This is a genomic window from Clostridium acidisoli DSM 12555, from assembly GCF_900176305.1.
In the GTDB taxonomy this organism is placed as follows: Bacteria; Bacillota; Clostridia; order Clostridiales; family Clostridiaceae; genus Clostridium_I; species Clostridium_I acidisoli.
Genome location: NZ_FWXH01000005.1, coordinates 1 through 15005, shown reverse-complemented (window position 1 = coordinate 15005; position 15005 = coordinate 1). Strand labels below are relative to the sequence as shown.

Below are 15005 nucleotides of genomic sequence, written 5' to 3'. Positions count from 1 at the left end.
TTAAATTTGCACTATAAACTACTTAGCTCTATATTGTAGTAGTATTCTAGCTTTTTGATTGTTTTTTTCTTCCCACTTGTTTATGAGATATTCATAAACTTTTCTATTATGTATTCTTTTCCCTATATAAAAATCAGTATATTCCCTTGAAAAGCTGCTTTTAAATTTAAAAAGATTATCCTCAGTGCTATTTGTAAGACCACCACCAAAATGCATTTTTTTATATCCTTTTGCCTGTCCATATTTTATTGCTTCCCAAAGCAAAAGATTATTAGGTGCGAATTTTAAATATTCCTTTAAACTTCCTGCTAAATGATAATGAAAATATTCTCCATAACCCATGAATATAGCTGATGCAATTACTAAATCATCTTTTTTTACATTAAGTAAAATATAATTATTATTTTTTTGGATTTCCTCATAATACCTATCATCAAAATAATAATAACCATCTGCATCCACTTTATTCATAGTCGAATTATATATTTTCTTAAAAGTTTCAAAATCTTTGCTTTCCTGTACGAATAGCCCATTTTTTTTAGCTTTTCTTATCATATTTCTATTTTTACTTTTTATATCCTCGTTCCAAATTCTATCTTTACCCTTTGACAAATCTAAACATACTGTAATTCTATTATGCAAAATTTCTATACTTTTATCAAATATATTTTCATTCCTTATTAAAGGATGAAACCTTATAAACTCAGCTACAATATTATTTTCTTTACAATAATCTACAAAACAATTTTCAAAACTTTCTATGAATTTTTTGTCATGACAATTAACAATAGGTCCACCATATCCATATGCCGTTTCGATATCATAATATTTATCTTCTAAATCATATCCTTTTATTTCATTTAGCATAAAAGGATATAATGCAATTTTACCATCATTATCATAATAAACAAATAATTTTCCTATTCCGTCACCATTTAATTCGTACATTTTATAGTATTCACAAGTATAATAAATATCCTGAATGTGAATAGGCAGTTTGTTTAAATATAAATCCCATTTGGGGGAAGAACAATTTAATAATTTATACATTTTTAAACTCCCTTGCATTTTTTGTTATATAAACATACTTATGCATAGTAAATTCTTTTCCAAAACCTTCATAAAATAGATTTTTTACTTCTGTTGATTTTACAAAATTATTTTTCAAAACACATTTTGCTGAATACTTATTAAACTCTGCAATCCAAGCTACAATTTTTTCAATATCTATGTATTTTTCTTGTATTAGTTCAATACACATTTGTACAGCTGTTGTACAAATACCTCTTTTAGAATACTTCTTTTTAACACTATATCCAATTTCTACAGCGGTATTTTTAAAATCAATATGAATATAACCAACATATTCACTCTCATACTTAATCAAATATACTTTTTTTTTATTTTCCTTAATGATACTTTCAATCCACATTTTCAAGTTGCTATATTCAGGTTGTTTAGAATGACCTGTGCACAAAATATTATTAGAATCGCATCTTAATTCATAATAATATTTGAATTTATTCATTGTTAGTTCTTCTAGCTGCATTTATTTCGCCTCACATCAAATATTTTTTTATTATATTACTAAGTTAAACTTATTATTGTAATTTTATCTAAAAAATATTCCATGTCCAAGTTATTATATCTCCAATCAATTGGTATAGTTAATATAGAGTTGGTAATTTTTTTAGTTTTATTAAAATTGCTTATCCAAGTTTCTTTTCTCACGTCCCAATGCACTGGACAAAAAATTGAATATTTTCTTAACTCTTTTCTTACAAAATCCCTATTATTTATTAATATAGGAAACCCTAATGGAACATTATCTTCTATTAACTTTTTATCAAACAAAATTTTTATATCATTAAAATTTTTCAATCTATCATGCAAATAATTATAATTACTAATTCTCAATCGTTTTATTAACTCATAATTTACTTTATTTAAAAATTCTTTAGACTTATTATCAATTCCATTAATATTCTTTCTTTTGTAATACGCTTTATCAGCCATATTAAATAAATTTAAAAACTGCCCTTCTTCTCCTATATTAGCCTGTATATACTCAGTTTTTTTAAATCTTGCTTCATTCATAAGTTTATAATATTCATCTTGTGCAAATTCAAATTTCCTATATTTATCACACAATACCACAGAACCATCGGCCGGTAAAAATTTTCTATAACTATTAAATACATAATTACCAATAAATTTTTTCATTTTCTTAAACCAAAACATCTGCACTGCATCTTCAATTAATACTACTCCAGTTTCCTGGATTGATTTAAGGAATTCAATTGTTTTATCATTGTGATAAAATCCAAAATAATTTACAAAAAATATAGCTTTTACCTTACAATCATATATCTTATTTTGAATGTCTTCCAAATTAATAGATAAATCTTCATTTATTTCATAAAATATAAATTTAATATTTTTTCTTTCAAAATTATATAAAATTGTACGACATAAATAAGCTGGGACAAGTATATATTCGTCATGTTTAAAATCTATATCTTCTATTATAAATTGAATTGCACTTTGCCCACCACTCAAAAATATAGCATTTAAATTTTCAAAGTTGTTTAAAGCTTTATTAAATAGTTTTTCATCAAACCAAAATTCCCCACCAATTGGTTTTATATGTCCTGCCATTGTATGACCTCATCTTTTTTCAAATCTCTTTTTAATTCTCTACCAATTAAAATACTTGAAAGTTCTGGTTTGATTCCATTTCCTGGTCTCTTATATTCTAACATTCGTTTTTCAATTACAGTTCCCTTTTTCATATCGCATGCTGCTAATATACTTCTTCTTCCTTGTTCCATAATGTGTTTTTCTCTTTTTGTTGGCCTTTTTATTCCGTCTCCAAGAAGTTTTTCAGTATTTCTAATATGATTAACATATTCCTTAAATTCTTTTAGCGGCATTGATGCTTTATGGTCTGGACCTTCCATATCCCTGCTAATTGTTATATGTTTTTCTACAAACTCTGCTCCAAGAGCTACTGCTGAAATTGCCGCTTCATATCCCATGGTATGGTCAGATAGCCCAACAGGTATTTTAAATGCTTCTCTCATTGTAACCATAGCCCTTAAATTAACATCCTCTACTGCTGTAGGATAATCAGTAGTACAATGCATAAGCTTCATATCCTTATTTCCTGTGGAAAACATTACTTCTAGTGCCTTTTCTACTTCTCCAAGAGTGCTCATGCCTGTAGATAAAATTATTGGTTTACCAGTTTCAGCAATTTGTTTTAAAAATTCATAATTAGTTACTTCTGTGGACCCAATCTTAATAAGTGGTACATTTAAGCTAACTAGATAATTTAAACTCTCTATGCCATCTGGTGTGGAAATAAATATAATTCCTCTTTCGTTACAATAAGTTTGAATATCATCAAACTGTTCAAAAGGCAATTCCAGTTTTCTTATCATTTCAAGCTGACTCTCTTCAATAGGTACATTTTCTTTTTGATATTGTGCTTTTTCAGCAAAACTTCCAGTGCTTTCGTAAGCTTTAAATGTTTGAAATTTTATAGCATCTGCACCACACTCTACTGCCATATCCACAAGTTTTTTAGCTATATTAATATCTCCATTATGATTTACTCCCGCCTCTGCAATTATAAATACTGACATATTATCAACTCCAAATAAGTTTCTTTTTTAATAATTTATCATCAATTTCAATACTTTCAAGAACCTTGACTATTTCTTCACTTGTATCGCCTTCGCCGTAAAGACTTTTAGTATTATTAACTTTTTCTTTAAAGTCGTTACTTAAAGATTTATTTATAGCTTCTATTATGACTTCACATTCATTACCACAACAAATAATGTTATCCGCCATAAGCCTTCCTTTTTGTCTATTACCGATGTTAACAACAGGTACTTTTAAATAAGGTGCTTCAATTAATGCACTAGATGAATTTCCAATTACAGACCCGCATAATTTCATGACACTTAAATACCTTACAACTCCTAAATTTTTAAATAGGTGAACATTAGAATTTACTTTTGCAAACTCTTCTAGTTTTTTTATTATATACTCTCCACCATTATCCGCATTTGGGTATGTTATTATCATTGTTTTGTTAATAGTATCCAGTGCTTTAATTAAACTTTCTATTTGACATGGAAGTGCTTTGGCTTCAAGCGTTACTGGATGATACGTAATAAGTAATGTGTCTTCATCTAACTTCACACTTAATTGTCTTTTTAACTCTTCTCTACTTAAAAACTTTGTAAGCTTTATATTTTCGATGCCAGGATCTCCTACATCAAAAACTCTCCAAGCTTCTTCACCCATGTTAATTATATTTTGTACATATGCTTTAGCTCCAGGAAAATGAATATGTGCCATTTTAGTTATTGCATGTCTAATTTGTTCATCAATTGCGCCTTCTGTAATTTCTCCACCTGATATATGGGCAATTGGTATATTCATAGCCATTGCAGTCGACGCTGCTGCAAATATTTCATATCTGTCACCTAAAATAAGCAGTATATCCGGTTTTAATCTTTCAAAAGCTTGTGAAAGTTCAATCATTAGTAATGCCATTTCTTTTGCAATACTACCTTTATTGCTATTACTCATTAGAATAGGAATTTTTTCATCTACATTAAACCCATCTTCTAATATTTCATTTATAGTGTAACCAAAATCTTCTGATAAATGTGACCCTGTGACTATTAACTGAAGTTCTAAGTTGCTACTGCCTTTTATCTTATTTAATGTATTTTTGAGTACTCCATATTCTGCTCTTGTTCCAGTCACTACTGCAATTTTACGCATGATTTTCTTCACATTCTTTCATAAGTAATTCTGCTAACTTAAAGTCTATTTCAGTATCAATATCCACTGAACTTTTGTTGTTCATAACATACCCTGTTATATTGTCCGTTTCGAATGTTTCCTTTTCTAATAATACACTTGTTTTTATTACATATACAGCACCATTAACTGTATAAATCGGAGGTAAATCTTGCCTTCTTGTAATCTCTTTACCTTCTTCTATAAAATACTTTAACTGGTCTCCATCAAATACATTGCTCCAGTATGGGTTTACTTCTGCTTCACATATTGATACTGCCCCATCAAAATTTAAATCTATAGCTTTTTTAATAGTTCCATCAATATCTTCAAAGGTTCTCAATGGGGATGTACACTGAAGCAAACACACATAATTGGGTATATAGCCTTGTTTATCGTTTAACCAGTTAATCATGTGGATTATACAATCTATTGTTGGAGAATTATCTTGTGACAACTCTGCAGGTCTTAAGTATGGTACTTCAGCTCCAAATTTCTTACTTACTTGTGCAATTTCACTATCTTCCGTTGAGACTACTACTCTATCTATATATTTACTTTTCTTAGCCTCTTCTATAGTATAGGCAATTAGTGGTTTACCGCTTAACTTTTTTATGTTCTTCCTCGGAACCCCTTTGGATCCACCACGTGCTGGTATTATTACTAAAATTGTTTTCCCATTAATCAATTTTATCCCCTTTACTACTTAAAAATATTTTTTATATCTTCATTTGCTTTATAGTAATCACTTATTTTCCCAATATCCATCCAGTAGTCTGTAATAGGGAAACTTCCCACTTTTTCTTTATTATTTATTAACATGTCTATTAGTTGAGTGATGTCAAAATACATATCCTCAGGAATATTATTAACTATTTCTGGATTTAAGATATAAACTCCACCACTTACCAAATAATCAACTATAGGTTTTTCTTTAAGCGAAGTTACACACGTTTCATCTACATTTAACACTCCATACGGTATTTGAGTTTCATATATTCTTGATCCTATAGTCATTTTGTAGTTGTTATCAGTATGATATTTAAGTAAATTATATAAATTTACATTAGTAAGTATATCTCCATTTATAACAAAAAAAGATCTCCTAAGATACTTTTTAGCAAGTCTAATTGCACCTGCTGTGCCCAGTCTTTTTGTTTCTCTTATATATTTTATTGATACCCCAAAGTCCCTACCATCTCTAAAATAATTTTCTATAATATCCGCCTTATAATTAACAGATATTAATATATTTTTAAACCCATAACTTCTAAACTGCTCTATGATTGTCTGAAGAATTGGTTTATCACCTACTTTTACCATTGGTTTAGGCAAATCATCTGTAAGTGGCCTAAGTCTTGTACCAAGTCCACCTGCCATAATCAGAACTGGATTTTCTTTTTCAAGCTTATCATAATCAATTAAGTCATCTATCTCAATGTAGTCTATAACCTTATTACATTTGTCTACAATTGGTAATAACTTTATTTTTTTTTCAATAAAACTCTTTTTCACATCACTTATACAAATATCTTTATAACTAAACACAAAATTTTCATTATAAATCTCAGATAGATTCCTATTCAGTTTCTTTCCTGAAAGAATTGCTCTCCTAATGTCCCCATCTGTAACAGTCCCTAATAATTTATTATCTTTATCTACTACTAACAAAATGCCTTTGCAATTTATATTGATTAATTGCATTGCCTGTAATATAGAATCCTCACATCTAATTATTAAATTTTCTAATGCTTTAGGCATAGTTTCACATCCTACTATTGTTTTTTGTTATTTTCCTTAAACCAAATATAACTATCTATAATTCCATTTCTAAGTTCTATCTTATACTTCCATCCTAATTCTTCTAATTTGCTCACATCTAACAACTTTCTTGGAGTTCCATCTGGTTTCTCAGTGTTAAATCTTAACTCTCCCTCAAAATCTACAACTTCTTTTATAATTTCAGCTAATTTTTTTATTGTAACTTCTCTACCTGTTCCAATATTCACATGCTCTTCACCATTATAATTCTCCATTAAAAACACACAGCCATCCGCCATATCATCAACATGCAAAAATTCTCTTAATGGCTTGCCAGTTCCCCATACTTCAACATAAGGTTCATTATTAACCTTTGCTTCATGAAATTTTCTTATTAAGGCTGGCATAACATGTGAACTATTTAAATCAAAATTATCATTAGGTCCATAAAGATTAGTTGGCATACAGCTTATAAAATTTGCCCCATATTGCCTTTTAAAAAATTGACACATTTTAAGCCCTGCTATTTTTGCAAGTGCATAAGCTTCGTTTGTTGGTTCTAAATATCCAGATAAAAGGTATTCTTCTTTTATTGGTTGAGGACACATCTTAGGGTAAATACATGAACTTCCTAAAAACAATAATTTTTTAACCTTAAAATCAAAAGCTGCTTTTATAACATTGTTTTGAATTTCTAAATTTTCATATATAAAGTCGGCTGGTGCTGTATTGTTTGCATTTATTCCTCCAACCTTAGCAGCTGCTAAAAACACATATTCAGGTTTTTCTTCTTCAAAAAATTTTCTTACATCCGCTTGATTTTTTAAATCAAGCTCTGAATGTGTTTTTCCAACAATATTTATATAGCCTTTTTCTTTTAAATTTCTAACAATAGCAGAACCAACAAGTCCTCTATGTCCTGCTACGTATATTTTACTACCCTTTTCCACTTAAATCACCTCACTTAAAGTTTAATTTATTTTGAAGTTGCAACTTCTAGATATTCTTTTGTGCTCATTCCTGCAATTTCTTTCATATCTCCGTCAACCATCATCTTAACAAGTGAAGGGAAGTTTACTTTTCTATTCCAATTTAATTCTTTTTCAGCTTTTGTTGAATCTCCCCAAAGTAGTTCAACCTCAGCTGGTCTAAAATATCTTGGATTTACATCCACAAGTACTTTTCCAGTAACTTTGTCATAACCCTTTTCCTCTACCCCAGTTCCCTTCCATTCAATTTCAATTCCAACTTCTTTAAATGAAAGTTCTACAAACTCTCTTACTGTATGCGTTTCATTTGTAGCAATAACAAAATCTTCAGGTTTGTCTTGCTGTAATATTAGCCACATTGCTTCCACATAGTCTCCAGCAAATCCCCAATCTCTTTTTGCATCCATGTTTCCAAGTGAAAGTTTTTCTTGTTTTCCTGCCATTATACTAGCAACAGCTCTTGTTATTTTCCTTGTAACAAAGGTTTCTCCTCTTCTTGGAGATTCATGATTAAATAATATTCCATTACATGCAAAAACATCATATGATTCCCTATAGTTAACTGTTATCCAATATGAATAAAGTTTTGCCGCTCCATAAGGGCTTTTAGGGTAAAATGGTGTCTTTTCACTTTGTGGTGCTGTTCCTGGAAGTCCTCCAAAAAGCTCTGAAGTTGATGCTTGGTAAAATTTACATTTTAGCCCACTTTCTTTTATTGCATCTAATATTCTAAGTGTTCCAATTCCATCAGTTTCTGCTGTATATTCTGGAACTTCAAAAGAAACTTGTACATGACTTTGAGCTGCCAAGTTGTATATTTCATCTGGTTGAATTTTCTCTATTAATCTGTTTAAATTACTTGAATCTGTTAAGTCTCCATGATGAAGAAATAATTTTTTATTTCCTATTTTAGGATCTTCAAATAAATAATCTATTCTCTTTGTATTAAAACTACTTGCCCTTCTTATAATTCCGTGTACTTCATAACCTTTTTTTAGTAAAAGTTCAGTTAAATATGATCCATCTTGTCCAGTTATTCCTGTAATTAATGCCCTTTTCAAAATTATATCCACCCTTCAATTATACAAAGTTGTTTTTTATATCTTTTATGTCTTTTATGTCATCCTTTTTACCAATTAAAATAACATCATCACTTTCTACAACAAATATGTCATCCAGTCCTGATATTATAACTGGTTTATTGTTACCAACAATAATATTGTTTTTACTATTTATATTTATAATATTTCCAACACAAACATTATTGTTTTCGTCTTTATCTCTATATCTCTCTACAGAATACCAAGTTCCAACATCATCCCATCCAAATTCACTTGGCACTACATAGATGTTTTTTGCTTTTTCCATTATAGCATAATCAATAGACACACTGTCCACTAAATTATATTTAGCTTTTAACTCTTTTTCATATTCCTCATCCTTGGTATCAGTTATATCTTTAAGAACATCGTATGTATTCTTTAAATGTTTTTTTGTGAGCCTTAAAACATTTTCTGCTTTCCAAACAAACATTCCACCATTCCAAAGGAAATCTCCATCTTTTAAATATTCCTCTGCTTTTTCCATATTGGGTTTTTCCACAAACATGTCCACATTTTTTATCTTTAGTCCATTGACAATTGATGAACTTGTATGTGCTTTTATATAACCATAACCCGTTTCTGCTCTGTCTGGTTTCATTCCGAGGGTGACAATAGCCTCTTCATTTTCTTCTACAAATAAGTTTGCAGCAGCTATAACATTTCTAAATTCATTTTCATTTCTTATAAGATGATCTGAAGGAAGTACTGCTATTGTTGCATCTTTATAATATTTTTTAATTATAAATGCTGACAAGGCAATGCATGGAGCTGTGTTTTTCCCCATAGGTTCTGCTATTATGTTTCTTGTTGGTAATCCCGGTAGTTGTTCTTTAACTAAATCTATATATCTTTCCCCTGTAACAACAAATACCCTTTCAATAGGTATCAATTCTTTAAGCCTATTTACTGTCATCTGTATCATTGTTTCTTCGCCTAAAAGTTTTAAAAACTGTTTTGGTTTTTCATCTGTTGATAGAGGCCAAAACCTTTCACCTTTTCCTCCTGCCATTATTAATGCACATAGCATTTATACATCACCTCCTAACTAATTTTATTTTTTATTGATTCACCTTTTAATGAGCATTTTCATCCCCAAACAATACAAAAAAGGTTTTCCATATCAATTTTAAATCAATAAATGTATTTCTTTCTTCTATGTATTTTATATCAAGCTTCATCCAATCTTCAAAGCCAATTTTATTTCTTCCCATAACCTGCCAGTAGCATGTAAGTCCTGGTTTTGCAAGGAGTTTAAGTTTATGCTCCGTACTAAATTCAGCTACTTCAGCTGGTAGATTTGGTCTTGGTCCTACTAGTGACATTTCACCTTTTAACACATTAAAAAGTTGTGGTAACTCATCAATGCTTGTTTTTCTTATGAATTTTCCAACCTTAGTTATCCTAGGATCTTCTTTCATTTTAAACATTGGGCCTGACATCTCATTGTTGTCTTTTAACTTACTTAAAAGTTCTTCTGCATTTACTACCATAGATCTGAACTTGTACATTTTAAAAATTTTGCCTCTTTTACCTACACGCTCTTGAGAGAACATTATTGGACCCTTTGAATCAAGTTTTATAAGTATAATTACAATTAAAAAAACTGGGCTTAAAATAATTATTCCAATTAATGAAAAAAACAAATCGATTAGCCTTTTAGTTAAATAATAGGTTAATTTTTTTTCGTATTTTATGTTGCTTTCATTATCAATTTCCAATTCTTCATTAATCTGAATGTTTTGCAACAAAGATTCCCCCTTACACAATTTTTTCCCTTTAAATATAATAAAATCAAAATATTATTGCTAATAATTTAATTATTTAACAATTTCGTTACACGTAGATTATACTATATATGCAACAATGTTTTCAACAAATAATTCCATATGTTATATTGATATTCCTCTTTTTGCCATTGACTTTTTCATATTTTTTGTCGTTTTTCTCCTTAAATCTCTAAAAAACTTTTAACTGCTTCTTCCAAAGTATCTTTCCTGTTATATGTAAAAACTGTATTAAAATAGTTGTTTTCCAAGGTTTCCATGTCATTTATAAAATCATTGTTTTTACAAAATATTCCTTTGTATATTTTTAATTTTTTACTTCTAATTTTTTTTCTTAAACTTTTATTATTTATAGAAATAAAATATATATATTTGTCAAAATTACTTTTGTGACTATTTCTTAGTTCATGATTTAAAAGTTTAAGTGGTATTTCTTTTAACAGTTTTTCATAGTTATATAAAAACTGATCCATAACCAATATTAAATCTTCTGTATTGATTTCTATATCCTTACATCTTTTTATATATTTTTTGTATAATATTTTTTTTGTTATTTCATTTGCCATAAAAAATATTATTGTCCATATTACGCTTGTAACTAGAAATGTTAATATTAGATTTGTTTTATTGTTAATATTATAATAACAATTTATTCCCTGTACTGCAATTCCTACAGCAAAAAAAGATGTTTCCAATATAATTATTATTTTCCTTATTTCTTTATATTTAAATTTTGTTTCTGCTATTATAAACTTTATAATCTTCTGTAAATCTAAATTCTCTTTTAAGATTTCTTTTATAAAATTAAATTTATTTTGATTTTCCTCCCTTTGCTTAGCTTTTAAGCTTATTAGAGCTTTTTCCTTCTCATCCTTGTATTGATTAACTTTATTACTTGTGTCCTCTATCCATAGCTTGTTACTGTACAAATCTCCCATTTTAGTTTCCTCCATTTAAATCCATATTTTGGATATTTTATCACAGTAACTATATTACATTTATTGGATATTTTCAATATCATTTTTTTATTTTCATTATATTTGTTTTCAATTTAAGTTTGCATCCTAATACCGCTTATTCAATAACATCTCTAACCTTTGATGGCTTTAACACGTGAAATCTTAGCTCGCAATATGCATCTACCGCATCTTTCAAACTATTTTCCCTGTTTTCTTCAAATACCGTATTAAAATAATTATTTTCTATATTTTCTATAATCCTAAGCATTTCCACATTGTTTGATATAATATCCTTAATGTCCTTTAGTTTTTTTAGTTTAGCGTTTAATTTTTCATCTCTATAACATATAAAATCTATATATTTATTATATTTTGTTTTTAATGGTTTATTTAATAATATTTTAAATACTTTTTTGTCTATTTGATCTTTAAGTATTAAGCAATTGTCTAATAAGCCTTCAACTATAGCTAACAAATTTTGAGTATTAACATTTATATTGTTGCATTTTGTCATATATTTTTTCAAATAAAATCTTTTAAAGCTTTTCGCTGCTTTTGGATTAAAATTTGACTCTTCCATAATATATTTTATTAAATTTTCTATTTCTATGTTTTGCTGAATTACTTCCTTTATATACAATATTTTTTCTTCATTGCTTTTTCTCTCTTTTTCTCTTTCCAAGAGCTTAGATTTTTCTTTATTTATTTTATAGTCATTTATGTCATTATTAATAGTTTGTATTTGATTTTTAGGTAACAATCCATCCATACTCATACCCCCTAAAATTAATAAACATATTAATCTCTATGCACATGTTTATATTACTATTACAAAAAAAACAAAGAGTTCTCTTAATTTATTAAGAAAACTCTCACCTTTAAAAATCTTTAACCCCTACTCATATCTATTACTTCTAAAAAATATCCTTGAAAAGAAATATATCATTATGAATATAATTGGAAACGAATATCTCCCTTGACCTTCCGTTATAAAATACGTACAGGACACCATATAAAAGCATATAAGTCCATATAACTTAAAGTTCTCAATTTCTCTTTTGTTTATTATGTCTATAATTACTTTTACAGTGGATAAAATTATTATTATTATAGCTGGAATAAACACAATATATTTAATTAGAGAATAAATAATCATTAAAATATTTTTTATTCCGTCACTAAGACCTGCTTCATAAAACGTAAAGTTTAAATCATCTGGTACTAAATAAGTGTTAACAAGCCTCTTAAAGCCTAGTTCTACAAATTGAAGTGGATGTCCTATTATCCATTTCTTTGCTGCTTTACTAAGCATTTTGTTTTTTTCAGTTGCATTTGCTTTTATGTATTCTTTTTTATTTACTATAGAATTTTCTACATTAGAAGCTGCCATCCATCTTCCAAGCTTGTTTTGTGAGTTATTATTTATATATAATACTATTCCTCCATTATTTGAAATGAAAGTTGTTTCTCCCACAAGTTTTGTATTTCTATAACACCAAGGAGCTATTGTTATTAGGCTTAGAAGTAACACTATTATTCCATTTCTAAGCGGCACCAAAAATTTACGTTTATTAATTACTTCTAATAATATTATTGCAAAAAAGAATACCATAAAAAATGGCTTTATCATAGCATTAATTCCCGTTAAAATTCCAATTATTATGTATTTATATCTAACATCACTAAAATATATTAAAGTTATGATTAGGAGTATTGTTGTAAAAAGTATCTCCGTTCCTAATAAACTGTTGTAAAATATGTTATTCGGGAAAAATACAAAAACCGTATATATAAATTTTTTTCTTCCTTCGCTTATATGCATCTTTTTTAGCAGTCTATACAATATAACATAACTTAAAAATGTCAAAACTAAATTAAAAACCTTAGCAACCATAATGCCGCTTCCAAATATTTTATAAACAAAACCCAAAACTATGGAATATCCAACAGAAGTGTATGTGTCTCCCCATTGTCCTCCATTAGCAACTTGTTTTGCTACATTGTTATAATAACTAAAATCAGAATATGGTTTTGAATTAACAAAAATAATCCACAATATCGATAATAAAATTGCAACTGCTGTGACTATTTTATAATAATTTTGTTTAAAAAACTTCATTATAATTCTCCTTCATGCATTATGCTTTATTCATATACCGTATATTATAAACTAATGTTAAGTTTAAATCAAAACTCACATCCATTAACTAGGGTTTGTCTATAAGTTCCATAAAACTTTTCTCATCCATAGGTCTTCCTAACGCAAACCCTTGTACCTTTGTGCAACCCATTTTTTTTAAAATTTCAATTTCTTTCTGCGTTTCAACGCCCTTAGCTATTACCTCCACATTAAGTTCTCTTGACATTCTCATGATATTTTGAAATACTACTATAGTTTTTGAGTTTTTATTGATCGCGTTAACAATTGCTTTGTCAATTTTTATTCCATCTACAGGTAAATGCATAAGGTGATTTAATGAAGAATATTTTGCTCCAAAATCATCTAAAAATACTTTTATCCCCATGCTTCTGATGTAACTAATAACTTTAATTACTCTATCATCAACTCTATTTAACATTTTTTCTGGTATCTCTATAACAATCTTACTTGCATCAATACCCCTACTAGCTATTATATTCTTAATACGTTCTAAAAACTCTTTTTTCATCATAAGCTTTCCAGAAACGTTAACATATATATCTATGTACTCAATTCCTTTTTGTTCTAATTTTTTTATCTGATTACATACCTTATCTATTAGCACTTTATTTATATTGTTTTCCATTCCATTTTTTATTGCTATTTTTATAAAATCCTTACTTTCTAAAACCCCATGGCTCCCTGTTCCCCATCTAATAAGTGCTTCCGCTCCAACAATTTTCATACTACTAGTATCATATTCTGGTTGATAATAAACCAGAAAATCTTCTTCATAAGATGATTTTAGAAGATTTATTTCTATTCCAGCATTTTTCAAGGCTAAATTGTGCATTTTGTGGTTAAAAAAAGAATGTGTATATAAATCTAATTTCTTAGAATAATTAAGAGCTATTTCAGCACACTTAAGTACATTTTCTACATTCTTACTATTCTCTGGATATAATGCTATTCCCATATTAATTAAAATTTTCGTACTAACATCATCTATATTAAAAATTTTTTTAAGTCTATCTTCAATTTGAGTCACTGCATCTAACACTTCTTGTTTTTCTGTTTTCTTATCCAATATTACAAGAAAAACATTTCCACCATAAAGGCATACGTATCCCAATTTTCCAACACTTGCTTTTATCTCATTGAAAACAGCATAAAGCACAGAATTTCCAAATTCATATCCGTAAACATAATTATAATTTTTAAAATTACTTATATCAATTAGGCATAATGCAAACTTCCTGTCTTTAACATTACATTCATTAATAAGATTTTTAAATTTCACAAGTGAATAATTCAAACTATACACGTCTTTTTTTAAATTATTATAATAGCTATTCATTAATTCCATATCTACACTCCTTATAAAATTCCCCATATTTACAAATATTTTTAGCACAATTAAATGTTTATAGACAAAATAAATATTTTGT

At 28.1% G+C, this 15005-nt stretch carries 15 protein-coding genes; all 15 read right to left on the bottom strand.

Annotated elements, in window-relative coordinates; all coding sequences use genetic code 11:
* Positions 1–18: 18 nt before the first annotated feature.
* The 15 genes from B8978_RS08860 to B8978_RS08790 all read right to left on the bottom strand — a co-directional run bounded on the left by B8978_RS08860 (position 19) and on the right by B8978_RS08790 (position 14923).
* Positions 19–1050, bottom strand: coding sequence for a lipid II:glycine glycyltransferase FemX (locus tag B8978_RS08860; RefSeq protein WP_084115329.1), 1032 nt, complete (start codon positions 1048–1050; stop codon positions 19–21).
* Complete coding sequence (locus B8978_RS08855; protein WP_084115327.1) at positions 1043–1549, bottom strand: GNAT family N-acetyltransferase; 507 nt, start codon at positions 1547–1549, stop codon at positions 1043–1045. Before B8978_RS08855 ends, B8978_RS08860 begins: the two co-directional genes overlap by 8 nt.
* A 38-nt stretch (positions 1550–1587) precedes the next feature.
* Positions 1588–2658: a DegT/DnrJ/EryC1/StrS family aminotransferase gene (locus B8978_RS08850; RefSeq protein ID WP_084115325.1), complete on the bottom strand. Its 1071-nt coding sequence runs from the start codon at positions 2656–2658 to the stop codon at positions 1588–1590.
* Positions 2643–3647, bottom strand: a complete 1005-nt coding sequence (gene neuB / locus B8978_RS08845) for an N-acetylneuraminate synthase (protein WP_084115323.1) — start codon at positions 3645–3647, stop codon at positions 2643–2645. The genes B8978_RS08850 and neuB overlap by 16 nt, the downstream gene beginning before the upstream one ends.
* Before the next feature lie 4 nt (positions 3648–3651).
* A complete protein-coding gene (neuC, locus tag B8978_RS08840) occupies positions 3652–4815 on the bottom strand; it encodes a UDP-N-acetylglucosamine 2-epimerase (protein WP_341435461.1) in 1164 nt (387 codons plus the stop codon).
* On the bottom strand, positions 4796–5509 hold the full coding sequence (locus tag B8978_RS08835) for an acylneuraminate cytidylyltransferase family protein (RefSeq protein ID WP_084115319.1): 714 nt from the start codon (positions 5507–5509) through the stop codon (positions 4796–4798). Before B8978_RS08835 ends, neuC begins: the two co-directional genes overlap by 20 nt.
* A gap of 14 nt (positions 5510–5523) precedes the next feature.
* Positions 5524–6582 (bottom strand): nucleotidyltransferase family protein, encoded by a 1059-nt coding sequence (locus B8978_RS08830; protein ID WP_084115317.1) that lies wholly within the window; start codon positions 6580–6582, stop codon positions 5524–5526.
* Between the two features lie 14 nt (positions 6583–6596).
* Positions 6597–7532, bottom strand: a complete 936-nt coding sequence (gene fcl, locus B8978_RS08825; protein ID WP_084115315.1) for a GDP-L-fucose synthase — start codon at positions 7530–7532, stop codon at positions 6597–6599.
* Positions 7533–7558: 26 nt separating this feature from the next.
* On the bottom strand, positions 7559–8635 hold the full coding sequence (gmd, locus tag B8978_RS08820) for a GDP-mannose 4,6-dehydratase (protein WP_176212664.1): 1077 nt from the start codon (positions 8633–8635) through the stop codon (positions 7559–7561).
* Positions 8636–8651: 16 nt separating this feature from the next.
* Positions 8652–9701 carry a mannose-1-phosphate guanylyltransferase gene (locus B8978_RS08815; protein ID WP_084115311.1) on the bottom strand — a complete coding sequence of 350 codons (1050 nt, stop codon included), beginning with the start codon at positions 9699–9701 and terminating at the stop codon, positions 8652–8654.
* Positions 9702–9747: 46 nt separating this feature from the next.
* Positions 9748–10392 (bottom strand): sugar transferase, encoded by a 645-nt coding sequence (locus tag B8978_RS08810; protein WP_423236716.1) that lies wholly within the window; start codon positions 10390–10392, stop codon positions 9748–9750.
* 230 nt (positions 10393–10622) lie between these two features.
* Positions 10623–11396, bottom strand: a complete 774-nt coding sequence (locus B8978_RS08805) for a hypothetical protein (RefSeq protein WP_084115307.1) — start codon at positions 11394–11396, stop codon at positions 10623–10625.
* A gap of 136 nt (positions 11397–11532) precedes the next feature.
* On the bottom strand, positions 11533–12186 hold the full coding sequence (locus B8978_RS08800; protein WP_084115305.1) for a hypothetical protein: 654 nt from the start codon (positions 12184–12186) through the stop codon (positions 11533–11535).
* 126 nt (positions 12187–12312) lie between these two features.
* Positions 12313–13536 (bottom strand): glycosyltransferase family 39 protein, encoded by a 1224-nt coding sequence (locus B8978_RS08795; protein ID WP_084115303.1) that lies wholly within the window; start codon positions 13534–13536, stop codon positions 12313–12315.
* Between the two features lie 88 nt (positions 13537–13624).
* Positions 13625–14923 carry a bifunctional diguanylate cyclase/phosphodiesterase gene (locus tag B8978_RS08790; protein ID WP_176212656.1) on the bottom strand — a complete coding sequence of 433 codons (1299 nt, stop codon included), beginning with the start codon at positions 14921–14923 and terminating at the stop codon, positions 13625–13627.
* Positions 14924–15005 lie beyond the last annotated feature (82 nt).

Bases quoted from the DNA above. Each gene is read 5' to 3' on its own strand.
- B8978_RS08860 (WP_084115329.1), bottom strand. From the start codon at position 1,050: ATGTATAAATTATTAAATTGTTCTTCCCCCAAATGGGATTTATATTTA.
- B8978_RS08855 (WP_084115327.1), bottom strand. From the start codon at position 1,549: ATGCAGCTAGAAGAACTAACAATGAATAAATTCAAATATTATTATGAA.
- B8978_RS08850 (WP_084115325.1), bottom strand. From the start codon at position 2,658: ATGGCAGGACATATAAAACCAATTGGTGGGGAATTTTGGTTTGATGAA.
- neuB (WP_084115323.1), bottom strand. From the start codon at position 3,647: ATGTCAGTATTTATAATTGCAGAGGCGGGAGTAAATCATAATGGAGAT.
- B8978_RS08830 (WP_084115317.1), bottom strand. From the start codon at position 6,582: ATGCCTAAAGCATTAGAAAATTTAATAATTAGATGTGAGGATTCTATA.
- B8978_RS08815 (WP_084115311.1), bottom strand. From the start codon at position 9,701: ATGCTATGTGCATTAATAATGGCAGGAGGAAAAGGTGAAAGGTTTTGG.
- B8978_RS08805 (WP_084115307.1), bottom strand. From the start codon at position 11,396: ATGGGAGATTTGTACAGTAACAAGCTATGGATAGAGGACACAAGTAAT.
- B8978_RS08800 (WP_084115305.1), bottom strand. From the start codon at position 12,186: ATGGATGGATTGTTACCTAAAAATCAAATACAAACTATTAATAATGAC.
- B8978_RS08795 (WP_084115303.1), bottom strand. From the start codon at position 13,536: ATGAAGTTTTTTAAACAAAATTATTATAAAATAGTCACAGCAGTTGCA.
- B8978_RS08790 (WP_176212656.1), bottom strand. From the start codon at position 14,923: ATGGAATTAATGAATAGCTATTATAATAATTTAAAAAAAGACGTGTAT.